This is a genomic window from Sulfurovum iocasae (assembly GCF_047716765.1).
In the GTDB taxonomy this organism is placed as follows: domain Bacteria; phylum Campylobacterota; class Campylobacteria; order Campylobacterales; family Sulfurovaceae; genus Sulfurovum.
The window spans coordinates 1,440,725-1,464,618 of the sequence record NZ_CP180410.1; the positions used below are offsets into that span (position 1 = coordinate 1,440,725).

The 23,894-nt window shown below is 39.3% G+C and carries 22 protein-coding genes; 13 read left to right on the top strand and 9 right to left on the bottom strand.

Annotated features, from left to right (window positions below):
• Nucleotides 1–124: 124 nt before the first annotated feature.
• Nucleotides 125–1,057 (top strand): ChaN family lipoprotein, encoded by a 933-nt coding sequence (locus tag ACLHDG_RS07055; protein WP_415408302.1) that lies wholly within the window; start codon nt 125–127, stop codon nt 1,055–1,057.
• A 180-nt stretch (nt 1,058–1,237) separates the two neighbouring features.
• Here the strand turns inward: ACLHDG_RS07055 and ACLHDG_RS07060 are convergent, their stop codons facing one another.
• On the bottom strand, nt 1,238–1,849 hold the full coding sequence (locus tag ACLHDG_RS07060; protein ID WP_415408303.1) for a hypothetical protein: 612 nt from the start codon (nt 1,847–1,849) through the stop codon (nt 1,238–1,240).
• Nucleotides 1,850–2,289: 440 nt separating this feature from the next.
• On the opposite strand from ACLHDG_RS07060, the gene ACLHDG_RS07065 reads away from it, so the two are divergent.
• Genes ACLHDG_RS07065 through ACLHDG_RS07075 form a run of 3 tightly spaced genes read left to right on the top strand, consistent with a single transcriptional unit; the run spans nt 2,290 to nt 4,843 of the window.
• Entirely contained in the window at nt 2,290–4,092 is a 1,803-nt protein-coding gene (locus ACLHDG_RS07065; protein WP_415408304.1) for a DUF1538 domain-containing protein, read from the top strand.
• Nucleotides 4,089–4,460, top strand: a complete 372-nt coding sequence (locus ACLHDG_RS07070; protein WP_415408305.1) for a transcriptional regulator — start codon at nt 4,089–4,091, stop codon at nt 4,458–4,460. Before ACLHDG_RS07065 ends, ACLHDG_RS07070 begins: the two co-directional genes overlap by 4 nt.
• Nucleotides 4,457–4,843, top strand: coding sequence for a hypothetical protein (locus tag ACLHDG_RS07075; protein ID WP_415408306.1), 387 nt, complete (start codon nt 4,457–4,459; stop codon nt 4,841–4,843). Before ACLHDG_RS07070 ends, ACLHDG_RS07075 begins: the two co-directional genes overlap by 4 nt.
• 105 nt (nt 4,844–4,948) lie before the next feature.
• On the opposite strand, the gene ACLHDG_RS07080 is transcribed toward ACLHDG_RS07075, so the two are convergent.
• The 3 genes from ACLHDG_RS07080 to ACLHDG_RS07090 form a co-directional block, all read right to left on the bottom strand.
• Complete coding sequence (locus tag ACLHDG_RS07080; protein ID WP_415408307.1) at nt 4,949–5,119, bottom strand: DUF6868 family protein; 171 nt, start codon at nt 5,117–5,119, stop codon at nt 4,949–4,951.
• 439 nt (nt 5,120–5,558) lie between these two features.
• Entirely contained in the window at nt 5,559–6,722 is a 1,164-nt protein-coding gene (locus ACLHDG_RS07085; RefSeq protein ID WP_415408308.1) for a transposase, read from the bottom strand.
• 210 nt (nt 6,723–6,932) lie between these two features.
• Nucleotides 6,933–8,486 carry a phospholipase D family protein gene (locus tag ACLHDG_RS07090; RefSeq protein WP_415408309.1) on the bottom strand — a complete coding sequence of 518 codons (1,554 nt, stop codon included), beginning with the start codon at nt 8,484–8,486 and terminating at the stop codon, nt 6,933–6,935.
• Nucleotides 8,487–9,000: 514 nt separating this feature from the next.
• Between ACLHDG_RS07090 and ACLHDG_RS07095 the strand changes: the two genes are divergently transcribed.
• Genes ACLHDG_RS07095 through ACLHDG_RS07120 form a run of 6 tightly spaced genes read left to right on the top strand, consistent with a single transcriptional unit; the run spans nt 9,001 to nt 16,638 of the window.
• On the top strand, nt 9,001–9,345 hold the full coding sequence (locus ACLHDG_RS07095) for a TraR/DksA family transcriptional regulator (RefSeq protein WP_415408310.1): 345 nt from the start codon (nt 9,001–9,003) through the stop codon (nt 9,343–9,345).
• A 10-nt stretch (nt 9,346–9,355) separates the two neighbouring features.
• Nucleotides 9,356–10,495, top strand: a complete 1,140-nt coding sequence (ald, locus tag ACLHDG_RS07100) for an alanine dehydrogenase (protein WP_415408311.1) — start codon at nt 9,356–9,358, stop codon at nt 10,493–10,495.
• On the top strand, nt 10,492–12,879 hold the full coding sequence (locus ACLHDG_RS07105; protein WP_415405490.1) for a Lon protease family protein: 2,388 nt from the start codon (nt 10,492–10,494) through the stop codon (nt 12,877–12,879). The genes ald and ACLHDG_RS07105 overlap by 4 nt, the downstream gene beginning before the upstream one ends.
• Nucleotides 12,880–12,899: 20 nt before the next feature.
• A complete protein-coding gene (locus ACLHDG_RS07110) occupies nt 12,900–13,694 on the top strand; it encodes an N-formylglutamate amidohydrolase (protein WP_415405491.1) in 795 nt (264 codons plus the stop codon).
• Nucleotides 13,694–15,598, top strand: coding sequence for a flavohemoglobin expression-modulating QEGLA motif protein (locus tag ACLHDG_RS07115; protein ID WP_415405492.1), 1,905 nt, complete (start codon nt 13,694–13,696; stop codon nt 15,596–15,598). The genes ACLHDG_RS07110 and ACLHDG_RS07115 overlap by 1 nt, the downstream gene beginning before the upstream one ends.
• Nucleotides 15,595–16,638, top strand: a complete 1,044-nt coding sequence (locus tag ACLHDG_RS07120) for a hypothetical protein (RefSeq protein WP_415405493.1) — start codon at nt 15,595–15,597, stop codon at nt 16,636–16,638. Before ACLHDG_RS07115 ends, ACLHDG_RS07120 begins: the two co-directional genes overlap by 4 nt.
• A gap of 14 nt (nt 16,639–16,652) precedes the next feature.
• Here the strand turns inward: ACLHDG_RS07120 and ACLHDG_RS07125 are convergent, their stop codons facing one another.
• The 4 genes from ACLHDG_RS07125 to ACLHDG_RS07140 form a co-directional block, all read right to left on the bottom strand.
• A complete protein-coding gene (locus ACLHDG_RS07125; protein WP_415405494.1) occupies nt 16,653–17,270 on the bottom strand; it encodes a phosphoribosyltransferase in 618 nt (205 codons plus the stop codon).
• A gap of 175 nt (nt 17,271–17,445) precedes the next feature.
• Entirely contained in the window at nt 17,446–17,937 is a 492-nt protein-coding gene (locus ACLHDG_RS07130) for a Mut7-C RNAse domain-containing protein (RefSeq protein WP_415405495.1), read from the bottom strand.
• A complete protein-coding gene (locus ACLHDG_RS07135; protein WP_415405496.1) occupies nt 17,937–18,200 on the bottom strand; it encodes a hypothetical protein in 264 nt (87 codons plus the stop codon). The genes ACLHDG_RS07130 and ACLHDG_RS07135 overlap by 1 nt, the downstream gene beginning before the upstream one ends.
• 88 nt (nt 18,201–18,288) lie before the next feature.
• Nucleotides 18,289–19,044: a glycerophosphodiester phosphodiesterase gene (locus ACLHDG_RS07140; protein ID WP_415405497.1), complete on the bottom strand. Its 756-nt coding sequence runs from the start codon at nt 19,042–19,044 to the stop codon at nt 18,289–18,291.
• A gap of 58 nt (nt 19,045–19,102) precedes the next feature.
• Here ACLHDG_RS07140 and ACLHDG_RS07145 point away from each other — a divergent pair, with 58 nt between their 5' ends.
• Nucleotides 19,103–20,380, top strand: a complete 1,278-nt coding sequence (locus ACLHDG_RS07145; RefSeq protein WP_415405498.1) for an MFS transporter — start codon at nt 19,103–19,105, stop codon at nt 20,378–20,380.
• On the opposite strand, the gene ACLHDG_RS07150 is transcribed toward ACLHDG_RS07145, so the two are convergent.
• Nucleotides 20,373–21,635 carry a 1-acyl-sn-glycerol-3-phosphate acyltransferase gene (locus ACLHDG_RS07150; RefSeq protein WP_415405499.1) on the bottom strand — a complete coding sequence of 421 codons (1,263 nt, stop codon included), beginning with the start codon at nt 21,633–21,635 and terminating at the stop codon, nt 20,373–20,375. The genes ACLHDG_RS07145 and ACLHDG_RS07150 overlap by 8 nt on opposite strands.
• Before the next feature lie 104 nt (nt 21,636–21,739).
• Between ACLHDG_RS07150 and ACLHDG_RS07155 the strand changes: the two genes are divergently transcribed.
• Together ACLHDG_RS07155 and ACLHDG_RS07160 are read left to right on the top strand one after the other, a co-directional pair.
• Nucleotides 21,740–23,035, top strand: coding sequence for an NfeD family protein (locus ACLHDG_RS07155; protein WP_415405500.1), 1,296 nt, complete (start codon nt 21,740–21,742; stop codon nt 23,033–23,035).
• Nucleotides 23,036–23,038: 3 nt separating this feature from the next.
• Nucleotides 23,039–23,800 (top strand): slipin family protein, encoded by a 762-nt coding sequence (locus tag ACLHDG_RS07160; RefSeq protein ID WP_415405501.1) that lies wholly within the window; start codon nt 23,039–23,041, stop codon nt 23,798–23,800.
• Nucleotides 23,801–23,894 lie beyond the last annotated feature (94 nt).

Here is a 23,894-nt window from a genome sequence, read left to right on the forward strand (position 1 = left end):
ATTAATCAATCTTTATACATTAGGTTCTATATGGGTGTAAATATTGATTTTTATGAGTTTGAAGTGCGCCTGTAAAAGAGAAAAGTAGCTTTCACCCTTTTTCTTAACGGTTTAACTTGTTGTTTTGCTATCTTATTGGTATGATATTGGTATGAAAAGTATCATCTCTTTCTTAACCATTTTACTGTTATTGTTAACTGGATGTACGAAGCCGAATGTTCCGCTCAAACATCAGTTACCCTCTTCATGTACTATTTATGACATGAAGCAGGCGCGCTGCATTGACGATAGTGAGCTGGTGAAACGTTTGGCTCCTTATCATGTTGTCTTTGTTGGTGATCACCATGCTCAAACGGATCTTCATCAAAAATTAGCAAAATTCATCACTGCTCTTGACAGGTCTGGTCGTCATGTCTCACTGGCCAATGAGTGGTTTACACCTGAAGACGATAGCCTTTTGGCACAATACGCAAAAGGATCATTCAAAGGTGATTTCCCCCAAGCTGTTAAGTGGAAAAAGAAGGCAGGTTACGCTTTTGACTCTTATAATTTCATGTACAATGCGATCCATAAAGCCCATGGTGGGCTCTATGGCATCAATCTGTCCCGTGAATCCAGAAAACGCATTTCTGATGCCAATCGTTCGGTTATGTCGAGAGAAGAAAAAGATTTTTATGATTCTCTTGACCTAAATGTTACGGCGCATCGTCAGATGCTTGCTCCATTTTTCTCTCACTGTCACTCACTCCACAAGGGTGAAGATGCTGCCTCATGCAGTGAAAGGATGTATCGGGTGCAAGTTGCATGGGACAGCTATATGGCCAAAGAGTCGGTGGTTCTGGTAAAAAGAGTACAGCATCGCCGTAGTGATCTGCTTATGGTTTTTGCCGGTTCGATGCATTTTTCCTACGGTTTAGGGATCAACGCACGTTTTGCACGCCTAAGCCGTGAACCCTTTGTCACGATCAAACCTGTTCCAACAGGTACAAATACTGCCGATGTAGGAGAAGCGGATTTTCTGTTGTTTTATACGCCATTAAAGAAAAGTTCAAAGTAACATTTTCATCAGCTTTTGGTAGTTGAAAAAATGATGATTCTGTGAAAATGAAAACCTTATAAAGTTATATATTTTATAAGGTTTTGCAAGTGTATTTTAACTACTAAGAGTATATTTTCTATCTTTAATAGTAGGGTAGTAAGGTTTGCGGCTGAAATGCCGCAAAGGGATAGAAGAAGATTATTTCTTTTCAGCCCCTGTCACGCTGATTGCAATTGATTCTGTGATCAATGCATCAATCTGATCTCCTACTTTTACAACTTTAAAATGCTCTGGATTCTTTACATCCATATCAAATGTTTTGCCTTGTCCTTGGATCGTGATTGTTTTGTTTTCCGGGTCAACTTTAGTAACATTTGCACGCATGGCTACAGCACGTGTTAATCTGGCACTTGGTTTGTCGCCAAGTTTCGCACGTGATGAAGTTTCTTGTACTGCACGACCTACTTCTGTTGATCCCTCTTTCACTACTTGAAAGGAAACTGACGTTTGATATTTGGCATGAACGATGTCACCCACTTTTATTTGGTCAAAGTTACGAACTGTTTCTGGAGCGACTATGCTTGAAGTTTCACCATTTTCTTTTTTAAGAGTAATTGCACGTGTCTTTTTATCTATTTCTTGAACGGTTGCCATTACATTAACCATTGCAATACCTTGTACATGACCAGGTGCGTTAACGATGACTACTTTTTCCTCAGCAACTTTATCTGCTGCTATAGCAACATTTGTTGTCATAAGTGCACTTGCTGTAATAATGGAGAGGTTGAGTAAAACTGTAGAGATTTTCATTTGAATTCCTTTTGTTTATGTTTATCAAACTATTGTAACGCTAACTGACTTAATAATAAATTATTTTTTTTACTTATAGCCAATCAAATTAGAGTAACAAAAAAGCAAATAGATATGAAGTATTTTACGACCTATGTAGGGGCTTTAATGGAAAATAAAAACCTTATAAAGTTATATATTTTATAAGGTTTTCATAAATATTTTTAGGAGATTTAGACGTTAGTGTTTTTTATCTTTTGAATTGGCAGGTGTAGTTGATATTAATATGTTTTTTAAAAAATGTATATAATGACTTCGCCTTTTTTTTAGCCTGAATATGGCAAATGGTTAAAGATATATGTGATATAGTTCTTTAGACTGTGCTTACAAAAAACTTCATCAACTCTCTTTTAAAAAGCGATGATAAGTGCAAAGATGTTTTAAAGTCATTAAGGAATTATATGAATACAGATCCGGTATCTTATCGCTATTCAGATTATGTGCGAGAGTCTAAAGCTGAAGTGATAAGTGTAAACGCTAATGATATATTATTAAAAGCTCAGTTAGATGAGGATGGAAAACTTCTACCTCTCGAGCAACCAGTAGTACGATTACAACCAAAAGAGATAGTCAATTTACTTCAGCCTTATGTATCATCTCGTTTCATTGAGCAGGTTCGTTCAGTAGTTCCTTTGGCGCTTTATCTTGTTTTGTTTCAGATTTTGATTCTTCGACAGTTTGTCGAGGATAGTTGGCTTGTTACAGGAGGAATATTTGCAGTAATTGTTGGATTGATGCTCTTTATGGAGGGATTGAAGATTGGACTCATGCCTTTTGGTACGGTCATCGGTGAAAATTTACCACGAAAATTGTCACTTCTTCCAGTACTCTTCATCACCTTGTTACTAGGTATCGGTGTAACATTTGCTGAGCCGGCAATAGGTGCCTTGAAGATGGCTGGACAGATTGTATCTGTCGAACGGGCACCCTATCTCTATGCCCTGCTCAATGAATGGGCAGATACACTGGTTCTGGTAGTTGGGCTGTCTGTAGGATTGGCTGCGGTGGTTGGAACACTCCGATTATTATATGGATGGAGTTTAAAGCCTTTAATTTTCTTTTCATTGGCTGTAGTAATCCTCCCCTCTTTGTATATGTCAAATGATCCCCAATTGGCTGCAGTGCTTGGTCTTGCATGGGATGCAGGTGCGGTCACCACCGGACCGGTAACTGTACCTTTGGTACTGGCACTGGGTGTTGGTATTTCTTCTGCTGCAGGTAAAGGGAGTGGTGGTCTTTCTGGTTTTGGAATTGTAACATTGGCATCATTATTTCCGGTTGCGGGTGTACTGTTTTTGGCTCTTTATGTGGCATCGGTGCAGTCACCAGCTGATATTATCGAGATAGCACAGCAAGCCTCTTCTGCCGTGGCAAATACAAGTGTAAATACCTGGTATACAGTCAGTCCTGGCGTCGAGATCGTATCTGGGGTGCGTGCTATTTTACCACTTGTTATTTTCCTCTTTCTAGTCCTCACTCTTGTACTTCGCGAGCGACTTCCCAGACAATCAGAAATTTTTCTCGGCATAGGACTGACTATTTTGGGTATGTGTATTTTTAATCTTGGGTTGACATACGGCTTGTCGATGCTGGGAAACAATGCTGGTAACTTAGTACCAACTGCATTTATGCAGGTAGATGGTATCGCATCATCTCCTCTCTATCGTTACGGAATTGGGCTGACGATAGCACTGGTCTTTGCTTGGTTCTTAGGTTTTGGCTCTACTATCGCAGAACCAGCGTTATCTGCATTGGGTATTACAGCTGAAGAATTAACCAATGGTGTATTCAAGAAAAAGACATTGATCATAGCGGTTTCTTTTGGTGTGGCATGCGGTATTGCACTGGGGCTAGCCAAACTTATTTTTAATTTACCTCTGATCTGGTTACTTGTCGGTAGCTACTCAATCGCAGCGATACTGACATTACTATCCAGCGAAGTCTTTGTCAATGTCGCTTGGGACAGTGCCGGAGTTACAACCGGGCCCGTTACTGTACCATTGGTACTTGCTATGGGTCTAGGCTTTGGAAATGCAACACAGGCTGTAGAAGGCTTCGGTATCTTATGTCTGGCATCAGCCGGTCCTATTATCAGTGTTCTTATTACAGGACTATGGTCACGATACAAAGAAAAGTTTCAAATAAATGAAACAGCCCAAACTCAAAATTTATCCACTCTCGAAGTGGCACAGGATATACAATGAAAAACGATAATATTACCTATTTAACAGATGTAGTTTTGATTACTTGCGTTGTCAATCACGGTCGCGGAGATGAGACACTAGAGTTTGCCCGTGAAGTTGGCATCAATGCTGCGATCCTCTATCATGCCCATGGTAACGGTCCGCGTGAACGATTGGGTATTTGGGGTATTGCTATAGAGGCTGAAAAAGATGTTGTGACAATGATCGCTGCAGCTGACAATCGTGATATAGTCATGCGTCACCTCTATACAAAGCTAGGTCTAGATCGTGTGGGTGCTGGGATGATCTATGCCATGCCGCTTGACAAGATGGCCACACACATACCTGCTGATATGCTTCAGAACTTACAAGACAAAGCATCAAAATGACTGAGTCCATAAAAGATTTTGCAGCAGAGAAACTCCAAAGTATGAGGATGATCACCTGCATAATACCTGATGATGGAACAGATTTGAAGCTGATTCGATTACTACGCCAAGAAAAGGGTATTGTTGCGGCAGACAGCATAGGATGTCGAGGTGTATCTAGTTTGAAAGAGACAAAAGGAAAGCTCTCTAGTCAGCTAGATGACAAAGGCTTTATTAAACTTGTTAAAATAATTGTTCCTGAATCAGAGGCCGAGATGTTGTTTCGCTATATCTATATCACAGCACAAATCGGTAGACCAAACGGCGGATGGATCACACTGAGCGAACCAATCTACGCCACCCCATTTAGCTTACCAAATGATATGCCTGAAGAAGTTGAATAAAACGAACTATTATATCTGATCTCTAACGGAGAATATATTTCATGAGTGTCAAATATATTAGGTCATAAAGACAATTCTATGACATTAGAAAATTTATCCTATGATTTATAGAGCTACATAAGGTACGATATTGAAGACGATAAAGATGACTTTAAAGAATCCGAAAAATGAGTAAATGATCACGTTGTAGGTTTCACGTGGGATGGGAATAGGGAACCAATAACTTTGTATGCGATAAACAAAATTCGGGGCAAACAAGAAGAATAGTATCAACAACAGATAGATGCCCTATCGATAATCATGCACCACATAAAAAATGATTTGAGTATCTGAATATCCACTATATTATGCTTCTCTTCTTACTGTTTACTCTAAATATTTTACTATTGCAAAAAATATTAAACTTAAATAATTTTGCACATAACTTTCAAAACCTTATAATCTAACATAGAATATAACGTTTATCACTATAGCTACACTCATGTATTCAAAATGAGTGATAAAAACCTTATAAAGTTATATATTTGAGCCACTTGCAGATTCAACATCGCAAAGCGGCTAATTTTCAATAGTCTGTAATCAACTATTGAAAAAAGTCGTATATGAGATTATTTACAACTAAAAAGCTAAAAACTGTTAAAAATCCTATTTTGACTGCATGCTTTATAGTTTGAGTTTAAGGAGATGATGTTTTGACTTTAGTATTTAGAGAAAGTTAAGTAATAAGCTTCAAAGATTGAGTTATGCAAACAGACAACACTGCAAAGGCTAATACAGAAGCTACCTTTTGGGCTCCCTGGTAATAAATCTTACTGCATCCATAGCTGTCCTTCAAATAGGCATTAACTCTTTCAACACTGCTTCGTTGGTTGTAGTGCAGATCATCTGAATGATTATAGAGTTTAAGTGAGCTCAATATCTTCTTTTCACTTTTGTCTAAAGCTATTTTCTCTTTTAGCTTTTTTGAGTTCTTGGGATTGATATCAATAAGGGGTCTGTGATTTTGTTTTTTAGAATAATTCCTTATGATACTGGTGTCATAAGCAGCATCTGCCAGGTCATACAAATAGTTTACTTTTTGACTACTCTGCTGGATGAGCGGTAATGCCAATGAACTATCATGTACAGATGCTGAAGAGGATAGTGCTGTGATAGGAATATCACCATCTACTACTGAGAGATGAAGTTTACCTCCTGTCCATTTGTGCTGGTTACCTTTTGAATTCTGTTTGATACTAGTATTGCACTCTGTTCCTATGAGAGATAACATCTCTTCTGCTTCAAGCATTTTCTCCTGCTGTTGTAAAATGGTTGGCTTTTTGGCAGGAAGTTCTTCACCTTTTTTAGGACGTCCCTGTTTTCGTTTAGGCTTAACTTCTTTACTCTCTTCACGCTTCACAGGTTTTTCTCTAAGTTCAATAGCTGTGGAATCGATACTGCTGTAAAAGAAAAGTGTCTTACTTAAATAGTTCTCTATAAAAACATCATGGGCTTTGGTTGCAATTTGCTGTTGACTGAATTCTCTAAAGACTCGGCTGAATTTAGATTCACTGGGAATCTTATTTCGATGTTTCCATCCGCATACAACTCTTAAAGTTCTGTCAATTTTCAATCTGTCTATTAATGCACTTGTAGTCTGGAAATTGTAAACCTGTTTAGCAACAAAGGCACGAGCTAACTCTTCTCTGTCTTTGGGAGGATTAGTGATCTGTACAGTGGAGACAAACCTTTCTATTTCTGCAAAGTCAAGGATCTTTATCAGCTTCTCCTCTTTAGGACTTAACGTGCCCATAGACTCTTGTAGTTTGGGAAAAAGGCTTTGCTCTAAATTAATGACTTTAAGCCACATTTTTGAAAGTGAAGGTATAATTTTTCTCATAAGCTGACTCTTTTTTCTGTTAGATTTTTGTGGTAAAAAATTATAACTTTTTGAAATCAGAATCAGCTTTTTTTCTGCGTTATTATCTTAATAATCATCTTTTTGTTGGAATCTGCAAGTGGCTCTATTTTATAAGGTTTTCATATCCTACTCATCGAAGATTGATGGCAACTTACAAAAGTTTAAGAAGAAACTTACCCTGTTCTAGATTTACAACAGATCTTCTACCGGAAGAATACGAGAAAAGAATACAAACATTTTATCTGTAAAGCCAGCATCACCATCAGAATCAAAGACCACTTCTTTTCCTTCGATCACTGCATACCATCTTACTTCACAGTTGTCATTGCCATCACAAACTAGCTTCAGTTCATACGCATGTTCAGGTTCTGTCAAGATATCAAATACCTTTTTCTCATGCTTTGAGAGTTCAACACTCTCTATGACTGCTACCATTTCTGTATTTAAATTACGAGATCTGGGGTCCAGGTTTCGGGAGCCTATCACAAAGTATCTGCCGTCAATGATCATCGCCTTGGCATGCAGTGCCGAACGAGGTGTCTTTTTGTGTAGATTGTATGCTTGGGCTTTTAATGCTTCACTAAAGGCACTTGGGTATATCTCATAAAGTTTCACCCCCATCTTTAACAATGCTTCTTGTTTAAATGAATAATAGGCATAGACCCACTCACCATCTGTGGATTCTAAAGAGTTGGTTAAAACTGAGATCTCAACACCCTGTGCTCTTAACGTCTTAAAGAAAGCCATCATCTCATCATCAGGGATGAAATAAGGGTTCACGATCACCAAACTTTTTTTAGGCATATACTTTTTATCGATCTTCCCTTTTATATGGTAGGTTCTGTCATCTGGTGCTGTACCTATTTTATTTGGACCATCATAGTAAAGTTCTGCCTTGGCAAAATAGAGTGCTAACTTCTTTTTTCTAAAGGCATCTACAAATGGCCTGTTTAAAACTACTTTCTTGAAATGTTTAAACTCTGGACTTGCCAGTGATTCTGCGTATTTCTTTTTCCCTTTTTTTAACTCTTCTACGCTTGCCTTTGCAATATGCATAAAATCCACACTGAATTTACTTGCAAAGTAGAGGTTAAAGGCATAGGTAAGTTTATTGACCAGGGGACCGGCTGCCAAAATGTCATTATCTACAAAGTAGTCATCTTTGTTTAATCCAAAGTAGATATCTCCGATGTTTCGTCCTCCAAAGACTGCCATTGAGTTATCTACGATAAAGGACTTGTTATGCATTCTTCTCCCTAAGGTATCGGAGTTGAGTCCTATCTCTACATTATGCAGGGCACCTCTGGCATTTGTTGGGTTAAACACACGGATAGAAATATTTTTATGATCATTGACAACGGCAATAGAATGATCATGGTCACCCAAAGCAATATCATCGATCAGGACCTCAATTTTCACTCCCCTGTCTGCAGCGTCAACTAAAGCCTTTAGTAAGAGTTTTCCTGCCGGGTCAGAGTGGAAAGTATAGTACTGAAGTTTAATACTCTTCGTTGCTGCATATGCCAACAAAATACGTGCCGAGAGTGAATCTAAATGGTTTTCAAGAGGATAATAGCCAGACCTAGGACCCTGTGCTGCTATGTTGTCTTTTGCATAATGATACAACACAGAAGAACTCTTTTTTGGAAAATAAAAAGACCTGTCTTCTTTGACTTCTATATGTTTTGAGCTGCATCCCAAGATGAAAAACAGAGCTAAAACCATTCCTATAACATTTTTCATACTACCTGCCTATATTTTAATTTATAAATGAGTGCAGCCCCAAAATATCACCTTATTTATCTCTAGTCGTATTTAGAGTAAACTATATTAGGATATTTATATCACTTATAGTATAGTCAATCCACTAAACCTTGTCTATTAAATTTCCAATAGATTGATAATCATCGTTGACTAACCCATTTCTTTAATTTAATTCAAAGAAATGAAAACCTTATAATCTAACATATTTTATAATGTTTATCGTTGTAGCGAGACTTAGAGACCATTTGTAAGTCACTTTAAATAGAAAACCTTATAAAATATGCCAATATGGAATATTTTATAAGGAAAAATACACAAATTGTTTAAGTGCATTCTATATTTTAAATCCTCTCTTTTTTGCTGTTGAGAAATCTAGTTCCATACACTAAAAAATTTTTATTTTCAACACAGGCACTTGTGTGACCCAAATTTAGTAATGGATACTTTTCTAAAAAGTGATATAATTATGTATAATAAAAAAAAGGAGTAGATTATGCAAAAAAGAAATGATTTGGATTTTGATGAATTTGAAAAAATACTTAAAGAGAGATTGGTGCAGATAGAAGATAATATAGATCAACTTCGATCAGAGTTAGATGGTGTATGCAACAATGATGATATCAATGATGTTGAAGATCTTGCATCTCTTAGCACGATGAGTAAAAAAGACAATACTATTTTGCATCAGCAGGAAAATGAGCTTAAAGAGACTATTCATGCGCTTGCGAAAATAAGAAACGGAACCTTTGGGATATGTGAAAAAAGCGCTGATCCTATACCTGTTGAAAGATTGAGAGTAAACCCTATAGCAAGATGTAAAGTAATAATAGAGGATTAAAGAGTAGCATATGAAAATTGGTATTCCAAAAGAGATAAAGACCAAAGAGTATAGGGTTGGTGTCATTCCTTCCGGTGTTAGACTTCTTGTTGAAAGTGGGCATGAAGTCTATATCGAGAAAGATGCCGGAGAAAAAAGCAGATTTTCCAATGATGATTATACTCAAGCTGGTGCAATAATACTGCAAAATCCAAAAGAGATATATGATACCTGTGAAATGATCTTAAAGGTCAAAGAGCCTCAACCCCAGGAGTATGACCTTTTAAAACCGGGACAGATACTCTTTACCTATCTTCATCTTGCTCCCTTGAGAGAACTGACCGAGATACTTAAAGAAAAAGAAGTGATAGCCATAGCGTATGAAACAGTACAAGAGGGGAAAAGAGTGCCTCTGCTTGAACCTATGAGCCAAATAGCGGGTAAGATCGCACCGATGGTCGCAAGCTATTTTCTCTCAGCACATAATAATGCAATGGGTGTATTGATAGGTGGAGCTAGCGGTGCATTGCCAGCCAGAGTATTGATCATAGGAAGTGGAACGGTGGCTAAAAATGCAGCCAAAATTGCATCTGGAATGGGTGCCGATGTCGTTGTTATGGGAAGAAATCCAAGCAGTATGACCGAACTTGAAGATATTATGCCGGCAAATGTTTCAACACTCTATTCCAACCGTTACAATATGGAAAAGATCTTGCCTACAGTAGATATCGTCATAGGAGCAGTCTATATCACAGGTGAGAAAGCACCACATCTGATCACAAGAGAGATGCTCTCTTTATGTAAAAAAGGAGCGGTTTTGGTAGATGTTGCTATTGATCAGGGGGGATGTATAGAGACTTCCAGACCAACAACGCATGATGATCCTATTTTTGAGGTGGATGGTGTGATACATTACTGTGTTGCCAATATGCCCGGAGATTATCCTGTCACTTCTACACATGCATTGACAAATGCAACGATACCTTATGTGAAGAAGATCGCAGATATGGGATGGCAGCATGCCAGTTTAGAAGATGCTGCCATCTATAGCGGTGTGAATGTTGCAGGCGGATTTGTGACTGAGCAGGCTGTAGCCAAAGCGCATCAAATGGAATATTATGAGTTAAAAAGTATTATTGATAATTGTCCAGAGTTCGGAGGCACTGTATGATAAAACCACTTAATGTTGATAAACTTTATAATTATTGTGACCTAGAGTTATTTGATTTTAAAACTACTGCAGAGCTGGAAGAGCTTGATGAGATCATAGGGCAGAGCAGAGCGCTCAAAGCCATCAGTTTCGGAATCGGTATAAAGAAAGAGGGTTATAACCTTTATGCGATGGGGAGACTTGGCAGCGGAAAACACAGTGTTGTGGAAAAGTTTATTCAAAGTCGTGCCAAAGATGAGGAAAAACCGGGAGACTGGTGTTATGTCAATAATTTTGAAGATCCCAGAAAACCGATCTCTTTAAAACTTCTGCCTTCTATAGGTGTACAACTCAAAAATGATATGGAGGAGTTGATCGAGGAGTTGCAAGGCATTATTCCCTCTATATTTGAGAGTGAAGAATACAGAGAAAAGCAACAGTCTATTCTTAATAAACTTAATGAAATAAAAAAGAAATCTTTTCAAGAGGTAAAAGAGAGAGCAAAACAAGAATTCATAGCGATCCAATATACAGCATCCGGTTATACACTCTCTCCTATGAGTAAAGATGGCAAAATACTCGATAAAAATGAGTATCAACTCCTCAGTGCCAAAGAAAGAGATCAGATCCAGGAAAAGATCAAGAAATTTAAAACCCAGATAGACAATACTGCACAAGATATGTTGATACAAAGTCGAAAGCAGCAAAAAGAGATCAGAGAGCTTGAACAGACTATGACAAAAAAGTCTGTAGATAACAGTATTGATGAGTTGAAAAAGAGATATAAAAAATATGAGAAGGTCGTAACATATCTGAAAAGTGTTGAAGAAGATATTGTAAAAAATTCTCAGGATTTTTTAGTATCTGCACAAAAGAACCTCTCATCGATGGGAATTAGGTCGGCTAAAGAGAGCGGTATCTTTAACAGGTATAGTGTCAACGTTCTTGTATCCCATAAAGATGAAGACGGTGCACCTATCATCTATGAAAACAATCCAACCTATGCAAATCTATTTGGAGAGATCGAGCATATTGCACAGATGGGAACACTTTTGACTGATTTTAATCTCATTAAATCAGGTGCACTCCACAGAGCCAATGGTGGATATCTGATCTTGGATGCTTCAAAGGTACTGATGCAGCCTTTTGTCTGGGAAGGACTAAAAAGGATGCTCCGATCCGGTGAAATTCGTATAGAGTCCCTGGCTCTGTCTCTTAGTCTTATCAGTACACTCACGTTGGAACCACAGACCATAGCATTGGATGTAAAGATCGTTCTGATCGGTAGCAGAATACTCTATTATCTATTGTATAACTATGATCCGGAGTTTAAAGAGCTTTTTAAGATCAATGCGGATTTTGAAAACGATACCCAGAGAAACGATGAGAACAGTCTGCTTTATGCCAAAATGATAGGTATGATCGCAAAAGATAATGGACTTTTGCCACTGGACAGAGAGGCTGTAGGAAAGGTGATCGAGTATAGTTCCCGCTTAGCTGAAGATAGCCAAAAGCTCTCAACACATCTGGGAAGTTTAAGTGACCTGCTTCAGGAGGCTGATTTTATTGCCTCGCAGAAGAAGCTGAAAAAGATCACTAAAGCTGAAATAGTTGAAGCGATCGTTGAGAAGATCGAGAGATCAGATAGGATCAAAGACCGAATTTACGAAGCGATCCAAAGAGGAACGATCCTTATACAGACGGATGGAAATGCCATAGGACAAGTAAATGGTGTAGCTGTACTGGATCTGGGAAATTTTTCTTTTGGACATCCTTCAAGGATCACAGCGCTTACCAGACTGGGCAAAGGGGGTGTGGTCAGTATAGAGAGAGAAGTAAAACTCAGCGGCCCGACACATGATAAGGGGATGATGATACTTTCCGCCTATTTGGCAGCTTCCTATGCCAAGGATTTCCCACTCAGTATGACTGCAACACTGGTGTTTGAACAGTCATATGGCAGGATTGAAGGTGACAGTGCTTCATGTGCAGAACTCTTTGCTTTGCTCTCTTCACTGAGCGAAGTAGCTCTGGACCAATCCATCGCAGTAACAGGTTCGGTCAATCAAAACGGTCAGGTTCAGGCAGTAGGCGGTATCAATGAAAAGATAGAGGGCTTTTTTGATGTATGCTCTCTTGTAAGCAGGTCAAAAAGAAATGGTATTATTATTCCGGCATCAAACATAAGGTATCTGATGCTTAAAGAGGATGTGTTGGAAGCTGTGAAAAACGGTAGCTTTGAGATCTATGCCATCGAGAGTGTCCATGAAGGGATGGAGATACTCACAGGTAAAATAAGCGGTAAAAAAGACAAGAACGGAAAATTCCCAAAAGGGAGTATCAACTATCTTGTAGAGGAGAAGTTGAAACACCTTGCCAATAAAAGCAAACAAAAAAAGATATAATAACAGAAGAAGGAGACGAGATGAAACGGTCATTTTGGCTGATAGAGACTGATCACTCTCCGATAGTAGCTACAGCTTTGCATTCCGGACATACGTTAAGATCTGATCTAAAGGATAAGATGGCTCTTGATGAATTAGAAAGATTAAGAGAAGAGGATCCTTTTACTGACATCTTTACACAGATCGTTAAAAACCGTATTATAGATTATCATACCAGATTTGAAGTTGATTTTAACAGACCAAGAAATAAAGCTATCTATAAATACCCTGATGATGCCTGGGGTTTACACATATGGCATACTGCACTCTCCAAATCAGAAATAGAAAAATCTCTCTCTTTTTACGATTTTTTTTATAAAGAGATGGAAATGTATTTTAGCAATATTATCAAAGAATATGGACATGTGGTTGTATTGGATATACATTCATACAACCACAGAAGATCAGGACCTGTTGCGCCATATGATGACCCCCTGTTAAATCCTGAGATCAATATTGGAACCAAAACATTGGAAAATCCGCATAAGTGGCAGCATTTAATAGATAGAGTGATAGAAGAGATAAAAGAGTATAACTATCTGGGCAGACATCTGGATGTACGGGAAAATATCAAGTTTTACGGTGGATATTTTGCCCAGTGGGTACATGAACACTTTTATCCAAATGCCTGCGTTTTGTCTATGGAATTTAAGAAATTTTTTATGGATGAGTGGAGTGGAAAAGTAGACAGGAAACAGGTCAAAGAGGTCAAAAAGATGCTAGAAGCAATCCTTCCTGTGATTGAAGAAGAGTTACATAAGATGAAAGAGAAGTGATGAACAATAACATAATTACAGATGAATTTATTCAAGATGTTTGCAAAAAGATAAGAAAAAACAAACCTGTCAGGATGGAACTGCCGGGATGGGGAAGGGTGCATATCGATCGTCAGTTACCATTTTTATGCTTATACAGGTTGCCAACAAACAGGGGTGATGTTGGAACGCATAAGTTTGTTTTAGCAGAAGCATCTTATATCATTGCAGATGAGGCATTAACAGATAACGGACTGGGTAAATTGGTTGAAGCGATCGCCAGAACTATCAGTGAAGAGTGCGGTGCTTTCTTGCTGGTCGAGGTTTGGTCAATGTGTATGCCAGAAGAGGAGAGTGGATTTTCTCCCCAAAACCATAGAGAAGCGTTTACTATTGTTTCAAAAAAACGGGGATTGTTAACACCTGAGATCGAGACTATGAAAAATAGACTTTCGAGAATAAAGATCGATGATCTTACGGCAAGTATCGGTATAAAATACACTACCGCAATAACGCCTCAAGAGATGCAGCCTATTATTGATACCAGGAGTTTAAGCGGCACGACCAGTTATATGCTGGGATTGGCGATCAAACCGATCTATCATGATCATGAGGGAGTTGAACTTTATCCTTTTGAATTATCAAAACTGCAAAAATGCATTTCCAAAGCGCTGAAAAAAACTTTTTTCACCTTTGTTAAAAAACACACTACTGCTGTGACCTCTGATTATCGTGAACTTGGACGAAAAGGTGTCACCGAAGCAGTCTACAAAATCGATGACGCGATGGCAAAGATAGAAGATAGTTTTGATTTTTTGCTCCAAGTCAGTCCGGTAAACAGCAAAGAGGCGTGGAAAGAGTTTCAAGCATCTGATTTTAAAGAAACACCTGCTTTTTATTATCGTCCCAGACCATTTGATCCCTCATTGGTCAAAAGAGAGCTTTTCAAGATCCCGATAGAGGAGATCGAAGATCCGGTACTTTCTGAGATTTTTGTGCAAAAAAGGGATGAAATAGACAGAAAACTAACAATGTTAAACGATAGAGGAACTTCAAATTTTCTCCATGGAAGTATACAAATATATGGAGATATTGACCGGGAGTTACTGGAGACTTCAAAAGATATTTTAACCGCCATTTCAAAACTTCAGCCAAAAGAGCGTGTCAAAGAGATGGTAGATGCAGTTGCCTTTGCAAGAGCAGCAAAAGATGAGATATCCTACTATAAACAGATATATCCAAGTGTTGATGCTAAAGTTGAAATTCGTGATGATATCGCATCGGGTGCGATGGTAAGTGGCGGAAATTTTCTGATATATAGATGGTCTGATTTTCCCAAAGATCGTGTAGAAGCGCTGATTCATCATGAGATAGGAACCCATATACTGACTTATTTTAACGGTTTTTCACAACCTTTTAAACAGCTTCATACCGGGCTTCGCGGATATGATGAAATGCAAGAGGGGATTGCGGTATTATCAGAGTATCTATGTGGAGGATTAAGTATAAACAGGATCAAAATACTGGCCGGAAGAGTGATCTCAGTCCATGCGATGATCCATGGAGCTACATTTGTCGATACATTTAATCTGCTTAAAGAAGAGTATGGATTTTTACCAAAAACGGCTTTTACTGTCACAACCAGAGTATTTCGTGGTGGAGGTTTAACAAAAGATGCCGTCTATTTACGGGGATTTTTGCATATTTTTGATTATCTTAAAGATGGCGGAAAACTTGATCTGCTATTTGTTGGAAAGATCGCAGCCAATCATATTCCACTCATACAGGAGCTGCTTTTGCGAAAAATATTGATAGCGCCTCCTTTGTCACCGAGATATTTGGAAGATGAAGAAGCATTAAAACGTTTAGATATGATCAGAAACGGTCATTCTATTTTAGATATCATTACAAAGGAGATGGCATGAGATTAGGATTTGTACTCAATGATGTAATAAATGAAGAGTTGCCAAGCACTACAATTAACCTAGTAATTAGAGCTTTGCATATGGGACATGAAGTTTGGTTGATGGGTGTAGGTGATTTTGCTTATGACCCAAATGATACGATACATGCCAATGCTTTCAGTGCTTCAAAAAAGAGATTTAAAGATGCTGGAGATTATATGCAGCATATCGTAAGTAAAGATGCAAAAAAAGAGCGTATATCTGTAGAGGATCTGGATGTATTGATGCTTCGAAATGATCCGGCAGCGGATTTTGACAAACCATGGGCGCAGCATGCTTCTTTGGTTTTTGGCTTTGCGGCGGTCGATCATGGTGTTATCGTGTTAAATGACCCGAGTGGGCTTAGAAAAGCGATCAACAAGATGTACTTTCAGCAGTTCCCGAAAAGTATCAGACTCAAAACTTTGATCACAAAAAACTATCAGGATATACTTGAATTTTACCATCAAAATAATAATAAAATTATCATTAAACCACTCTTGGGATCGGGAGGAAGAAATGTTTTTTTAGTCCAGCCCGAAGATGAAGCCAACATTAAACAGATGGCAGAGGCGGTTATGAGGGATGGGTATGTGATCGCGCAGGAGTTTTTTGCACCGGCGTCCAAAGGTGATATACGTCTCTATATGGTAAATGGCAGACCGTTTAAAGTCAATGGCAAATATGCAGCGCTCAAAAGAGTAAGCGTTGGAAGAGATGTCCGCAGCAACATACATGCAGGAGGTCATGCAGAACCGGTAAAAATAACCGATAAGATCTTGGAACTTACAGAGATCGTCAGGCCCAAATTGATACAAGATGGGATATTTTTTGCAGGACTCGACATCGTGGATGATAAGTTACTGGAAGTCAATGTATTTAGTCCGGGTGGTCTTAATATCGCAAGTACGTTTGAAAAAGAAGATTTTTGTATAGCGATGATTGAGGCGTTGGAAAAAAAGGTAGCATATAAGCGATATTATATGACAAGTATTGATAATATTGAGATGAATACTTTGTAATATGGATATCCATATTATCTTTTTAAAAAATCTAATACCTCTTCATCATTGACATCATACCAGTTTTCATAGACTTGGGCTACAGCATAAAAATTAACAGGAGATTCCAGCACAACAACTTCATCAGCTATTTGGGAAAATTTTTCTATCGCTTGTCGGCTGGCTACCGGTACGGCTACGATGATCCTTTTTGCTTCTTCCTTTCTGCACAATTCTACCGCCACGTGCATGGTCGATCCCATTGCGATACCATCATCAACCAATATAATGCTCCGCCCTTTTATCAAAGGAAGCGGTCTACCTTCTCTTAATGTCTGGATGCGTCTTTTTATCTCAATGCTTTGCTGTATAATGATCTGCTCAATTTCTTTATGTGATACTGAAGCGGCTGCCAATTCATTGATATAGAGTGAACCATCCTCAGCCATTGCGCCAAAGCCACTCTCTGTATTGAATGGAAAAGGGAGTTTGCGGCAGATCAGTAGTGAAAAATCGGCATCAAGTATTTTGGAAACCTCATATCCCAACTCCACTCCACCTCGGGGTATTGCAAATACCAAGGGATCCTCTTCTTTATATATTTGTAGTGCAACTGCTAGTTTTTGGCCGGCATCTTTACGATCTTTAAACATCTGTTATCCTTTAAGAGTATTATACCAAAGAGATAAAAACGGCAAATTTCCCAAAGGGAGTATCAACTATCTTGTATAGGAGAAGTTGAAACTCCTTATCAATAAAAGCAGAGAAAAAAAGATATAAGATGAAGTATTTGTGATTATTAATCAATTTTGCAATGGTCTCATTTTCTCAGGATTCCTTCAGTACTTGCGCTAAAAACTCCATCATATGTTTGTAATGATCTCCCTGCCAGTAGATGCGGTTGCAGGCAGGGCAATACTCGAAATAGTCGAAATTCTTTTTGACTTTTTCAGGCAGACTGTCTGTGATCTTCTCTTTTTCAATGACCTGCAGCGGGGTGTTGCAAACAATACAGCGGCTGAAGGGGGCAGGGTGTTCTTTTAGGTTATAGAAGTCTATTAGCATTTTAAGTTGTGATTTGGTGTCGGTAGGCTCCAGAAAAAGTACAGGGGCATTTTTGCGTTGGGACAGATCACGGTCTCGAGTGAGAATGATGCGGTTCTCTTCATTGGCGATAATGATAAGCTTGTCGTCTTCTATATGGGGGAAGAAGAGTGTGTCAAAACCCATAAGACGCAAGTACTTTGCCAGTTTCCCTAAATGGCAATCGGCGATGAACTTTGGGGCATCGTTTTTACTGGAGGTGACGGAGTGCTGCATCACTTACGAGGTGCCTCCTCAGTGACGGCAGTCCATTGGTCAAGGCTTGTTGGAACATTTTCAAGTTCATTTTCGAGTTTGTCCCATTCCACGTAATTAGTATCAAATCTGGCGACATCTGTGGCAGCCAGTTCAGCACTTTCATATTCACCAAGCAGTTCTTCTTCTATCCAGAGCTGATAAAGCAAATGACTCATCTGCCGGATCTCGAAGGTTCCGATGCCGGTGTTGTAAATATAGCTTTTCATGTAACATCTCCACAATTTTATATAAAGGACACTTCTAAAATCCCTAAAATCGTGCAGGATTTTTAAAGGTACCTTGAATTTATTTTAGCACAAACATAACACATTACGCTAAAAAGTCGGTAAAAATACCATTGACACCCCAGTCAAATAACTCCTTTTGCCGCTTTGTTTTATTGACCGTAAAAACATTGACAAAGAAACCGGCTTCTCTTAAGCTTGATACTGTTTTTTGATTAGTGATCTTATCCTCTGGATGGTAGGCATTTACTTGCAAAGTATGAAGATAATCGATGAGCTTGTTTGGATGTTTGTACATTTGCAAAGCAGCTGTGGGGATTTCGGAAGAGAGTTTTTTACACATTGGAAGATAATGGTGGTAAAAGGAGGAAAGCAGTACTAAATGCTCAGTTTGCGTTTTTTTGATCATATCAATGATGATCTGAACGACCATCTCATCTGCAAAAGTACTGGACACATCTTTGATCTCGACATTTAAAAATAGATGCTGTTCTTTTGCAAATAACAGTGCTTTTACCAAGGTAAGAATTGGCTCATATTTATGATCGAACCAGCTGCCAAAATCGAGGCTTTGAAGTTCTTCCAGTGTAAAATCAGAGACTCCCCATGGAGTGCGATCCTTAAATCTTCCTATCTTTGAGACATCACTGGTTCGACCAAGCGTATCATCATGGATGATCACAGGTACTAAATCTTTTGTAAGCTGTACATCGATCTCGATAAAGTCACATTTACCGATACTTGATGTAAGAGCGCTTAATGTATTTTCCGGTTTTTGTGAGCGACTTCCTCTATGGGCAGCGATAAGGTTTGGTTTTTTTAAAAGTTCTAAAAAGTTCATAATCTCTATTTTATCCATTAAAGCTTGCGTTATGTAGTTAGTGTGGTAATATATAGTTATGAAAAACAGTAAAAACAGAAGTATCTACGCATGGGCATTTTATGATTGGGCAAACTCTGCATATGTCACAACGGTGATAGCAGGATTTTTTCCCGTTTTTTTCAAAGAGTATTTTAGCGCCAATGTTGATGTCACTGTAAGTACGGCACAGTTAGGTTTTGCAAATTCGATCTCGAGTTTGATCATCGTACTTATCGCTCCTTTGCTTGGTGCTATTGCTGATGTAGGTGGATTGAAAAAGAGGTTTTTGTTTCTGTTTGCTTATCTTGGGATCCTAATGAGTGCGGCACTCTCCTTTGTGGGAGAGGGAGCTTGGGAAGCAGCGGTATTTGTTTATGTGCTGGGAAATATAGGATTTATGGGTTCAAATATCTTTTATGATTCGCTTTTACCGACAGTGGCTAAAGAAAAAGAGGTGGATTTCGTCTCTGGACTTGGATTTGCACTGGGGTATCTTGGAGGGGGAATACTTTTTGCACTCAATGTTTGGATGGTGCAGGATCCAGCCTTTTTTGGACTTGATAGCGGCATAGAAGCTGTGAAGATCTCTTTTATCTCTGTCGCTTTGTGGTGGATGCTTTTTTCTCTGCCCCTGCTTTTCTTTGTTAAAGAGAAAAAACCTGCAAAAGATAAAGGAACAGTTCAAATCATTGCAGAAGGATATCACAGACTTGCAGGGACGATCAGAAAGATCAGGCAGCTCAAAGGGTTGGTGCTTTTTTTAGTAGCTTATTGGCTCTATATTGATGGGGTAGATACGATCATACGGATGGCAGTTGACTATGGAATGGCGATAGGATTTGACTCAAAGAGCCTGATCTTGGCGCTTTTGATCGTGCAGTTCGTCGGTTTCCCTGCAACACTTGTTTTTGCCAAATTGGCTCAGAAGTGGGATACGAAAAAAGCGATCCTTTTGGCGATCGGTATCTATCTCTTCATCACACTTTGGGCAGTATTGATGGATGAGATCCATGAGTTTTATATATTGGCAGTAATGATCGCACTGGTGCAAGGGGGTATTCAGGCGCTGAGCCGCTCCTACTATGCCAAGATGATCCCCGATGAATATGCTGCCGAGTTTTTTGGATTTTATAACTTTTTGGGGAAAACTGCCGCGATCTTAGGGCCGTTTTTGATTGGAATGGTTGCTTTGATCACTGAGAATTCCCGAGTAGGGATCGCTTCTGTAGCGATCTTTTTTATCCTTGGTGCGATACTGCTGATGAGGGTAGATGAAAAAAAAGCTGCCGATGAAGTACGCTCTACACTTACTTGATATGTAAAGGATGTTTGATCATCTCCTCATGTATGGCTTCTTTGACCTTGGCTGCAAGCGCATCATAGCTTAGCCCTTTTGGATAGATAGGCTTCAGGTATTTGATGATGACACGTGAGGGTCTTGGAAAAAGTTTCCCTGCAGGCATCGCCTCAAAGGTGCCATCGAGCACGACCGGTACCACGGGAATATCGAGCTCAATTGACAGGATCGCAAAAAACTTTTTAAACTCTAGAAGTTCTCTGTCCCGTGATCTTGCCCCCTCAGGAAATACAACAAGATTTTGTCCGTTTTTAAATGGCACAGTACTTTTTTGCATAGAGGCTTTAAGATCTTTGTTAACATCGATCAGGATAGTCTGGGAATTTTGCACGATCGGTCGCATGATCTTTGTGTCAAATACTATCTGATAAGCTAGAAAAAATGTCTTTTTTAAAACATTATAGGGCAAAGCGGCGGCAAGTATAAAACCATCGAGCATACTTTGATGGCTGGGTGCGATGATGCATGGCTGTTTTGGAAAGTTTTCAGAGCCTGAGATTTTTAGTGAAAAGTAAAGTTTATACAGAGGTAAGAAAAGTGTTTTATAGATCATTATAGGCAGAGAAGAGTAGATGAGATCAAAGCTTATCTTTTCATTTAAGATTGTTTTCCAGTTTATATCGGTGATGGTAATTTTTTGTTTTTTTTCATTGACATAATGGCAAAGTACCTCCATGATCATCATCTGTGAAAACTGTGCTTCATCGATATGCACACCAAAACTTTTCTCTATAAAAGTAAAAAGCTCGATATAATTTAGCGAGTCAAGATGAAGATCGAGTTCAAGATGTGATGATAATGTGATGGGTTCAGCGGTGAGAGTCGAGAGAAAAATTTTGATACTTTGATAGACTTTATCTTTGGGTTCATCCTCCATATTTCCGCAGAGCAATGCTTGCTCCTTCATAAACTTTTCAAGTTTGGATCTTTCAACTTCTCCTTTGGCATCTTTTGGAAGAGGAGTTTGGACGATTTGATAGCCTTTTATTTTTTGGTCGTTTTTGACTTTCATGTTGTAAAGTTCTACGGCGTACCATCTGATCTCATTTTCAAGACGTATGATCTTACGGTTTTTAGCCTCTTGAAAGTCCGGGTAGATGAGTGCAAAGAGATGGTTGTTATGTATGAAGATCGCAACTTCTTTAACAACGTTTGATATCTTTAGGATGGTTTGTTCGATCTTGGGAATATTGACTTCTTTATGACTATTCATGCTGTTATGATACCAGTTTTTGAACAGTTTTACTTGACTTTCTTTCTGGTTATTGGCTATTATGAGTTATAGTTATCTTTAAGATTGGATTATGGGTGGATAAGATGAAACGATTACTCTTTTTATTACTTCTGATAGTTTTACCGCTTTTCGCTGCTGCTTCTACGATCATGAAATTAGAGATAAAAGGTGCTATCGGTCCTGCCAGCAGTAACTATCTCAAAGAAGGGATGGCAGCTGCAGTGCGTCAAAACGCTCAGATGATACTGATCGAACTGGATACGCCGGGAGGTCTCTCTACCTCTATGCGGGAGATGATACAGGAGATCACAAATAGCACTCTTCCTGTCATCATCTATGTCTCTCCAAAAGGTGCACGCGCTGCAAGTGCCGGAACCTATCTTCTTTATGCTTCTCATGTGGCAGCCATGGCGCCGGGAACCAATCTTGGTGCCGCTACTCCGGTCAGTCTGATGCCCACACCGAAGATCACAGATTCAAACACTAGTAGTCCCTCTGCTCTTGAGAAAAAAGCGATCAATGATGCTATGGCTTACATCAAAAGTCTGGCCGAACTGAATGAGCGTAATATTACCTGGGCCCTGGAAGCTGTGGAAGAGGCCAAAAGCATCTCTGCCAAAGATGCTCTGCGCTATGGTGTTATCGACCTGATGGCTGAGGATACCAATGAACTGTTGCGCAAACTTGAAGGCAGAAACGTTACTGTCTCCGGCAAAAGTATTACACTCAGAACAGAAGGAGCTGTGATACAGACCTTTGAAGCTGATTGGAAAACCCGTTTTCTATCCATCATTACCAACCCCAATATCGCCTATATACTTCTACTTATAGCTATCTACGGTATCTTTTTCGAGTTAATGAATCCAGGTGGGATCTTCCCCGGTGTGATCGGGATGATCTCAGGTGTAATCGCACTTTATGCATTGAACATGATCCCTTTTAATTATGCGGGATTGTTGCTGATCATTCTGGGCATAGCTTTTATGGTGGCAGAGGTATTTATCGCCGGATTTGGTATTTTGGGTATTGGCGGGGTTGTTGCTTTTGCCTTTGGGTCACTGCTGCTGTTTGATGCGCAGACTCTTGGCAGTGGAGTGTCCATCCCTCTGATCATTGCTTTCTCTTTGGTCAGTTTGGGATTTTTTATCTTTGTTTTACGGTTCCTTCTACGCTCCAGGTCCGCAAAAATAGTAACCGGTATAGATGAGATGGTCGGTGCCACAGCCGAAGTACTTGAATCGACGAAAAAAGGGTACCGTGTTCGCTGTCATAGCGAGATATGGCATGCAACGTCGGATTCTGTACTTAAAGTTGGTCAAAACGTACGTGTAGAGAGTCTGTCAGGATTAATACTGCACGTCAATCCAATCAAGGAGTAAATTATGTTACCTGTTATACCAATGACTACACTTTATATTGCTGTGATACTGATCGTTATACTGGCATTTGCCATACGTATTTTGCGTGAATACCAGCGTGGGGTGATCTTTACCCTTGGCCGCTTTACCGGGGTGAAAGGTCCGGGGCTGATCATTTTGATCCCGGGTATCCAGAAGATGGTGCGGGTGGATCTGCGTACCATCGTTTTGGATGTTCCGACGCAGGATGTCATCTCCCATGACAATGTCTCTGTGCATGTTAATGCTGTCGTCTATTTTCGTGTTGTTGATCCTGAAAAAGCGATCATACAGGTGGAAGATTTTTATAATGCCACCAGCCAGCTTGCACAGACAACCCTGCGTTCTGTTCTAGGCCGACATGAACTTGATGAAATGCTTTCAGAACGGGAACAATTGAACTTCGATATCCAGGAGATACTGGACAAGCAGACCGATGCCTGGGGGATCAAGATCGCCAATGTCGAGATCAAGCATATTGATCTTGATGAGAGTATGGTGCGTGCCATTGCCAAGCAGGCGGAGGCGGAGCGGGAACGACGTGCCAAAGTGATCAATGCCAAAGGGGAACTTGAAGCAAGTGCGAATCTTCTCGAAGCGGCTAATGTTCTCAGCAAAAATCCGCTGGGAATTCAGCTACGCTATTTGCAGACTATGAGTGATATCTCCAGTGATAGAACCAATACAGTGATTTTTCCGTTCCCAACAGATTTACAGCAGTTTATGAAGGGTATGGTAAAAGAGTAGCTGAACCATACCTCAATCGTACCAGCTCCCTGTAAAGATAAAGGGTGGGGTGCTCTTTACTTTATATTTGAAAAATGACAACAACTCCTCTGAA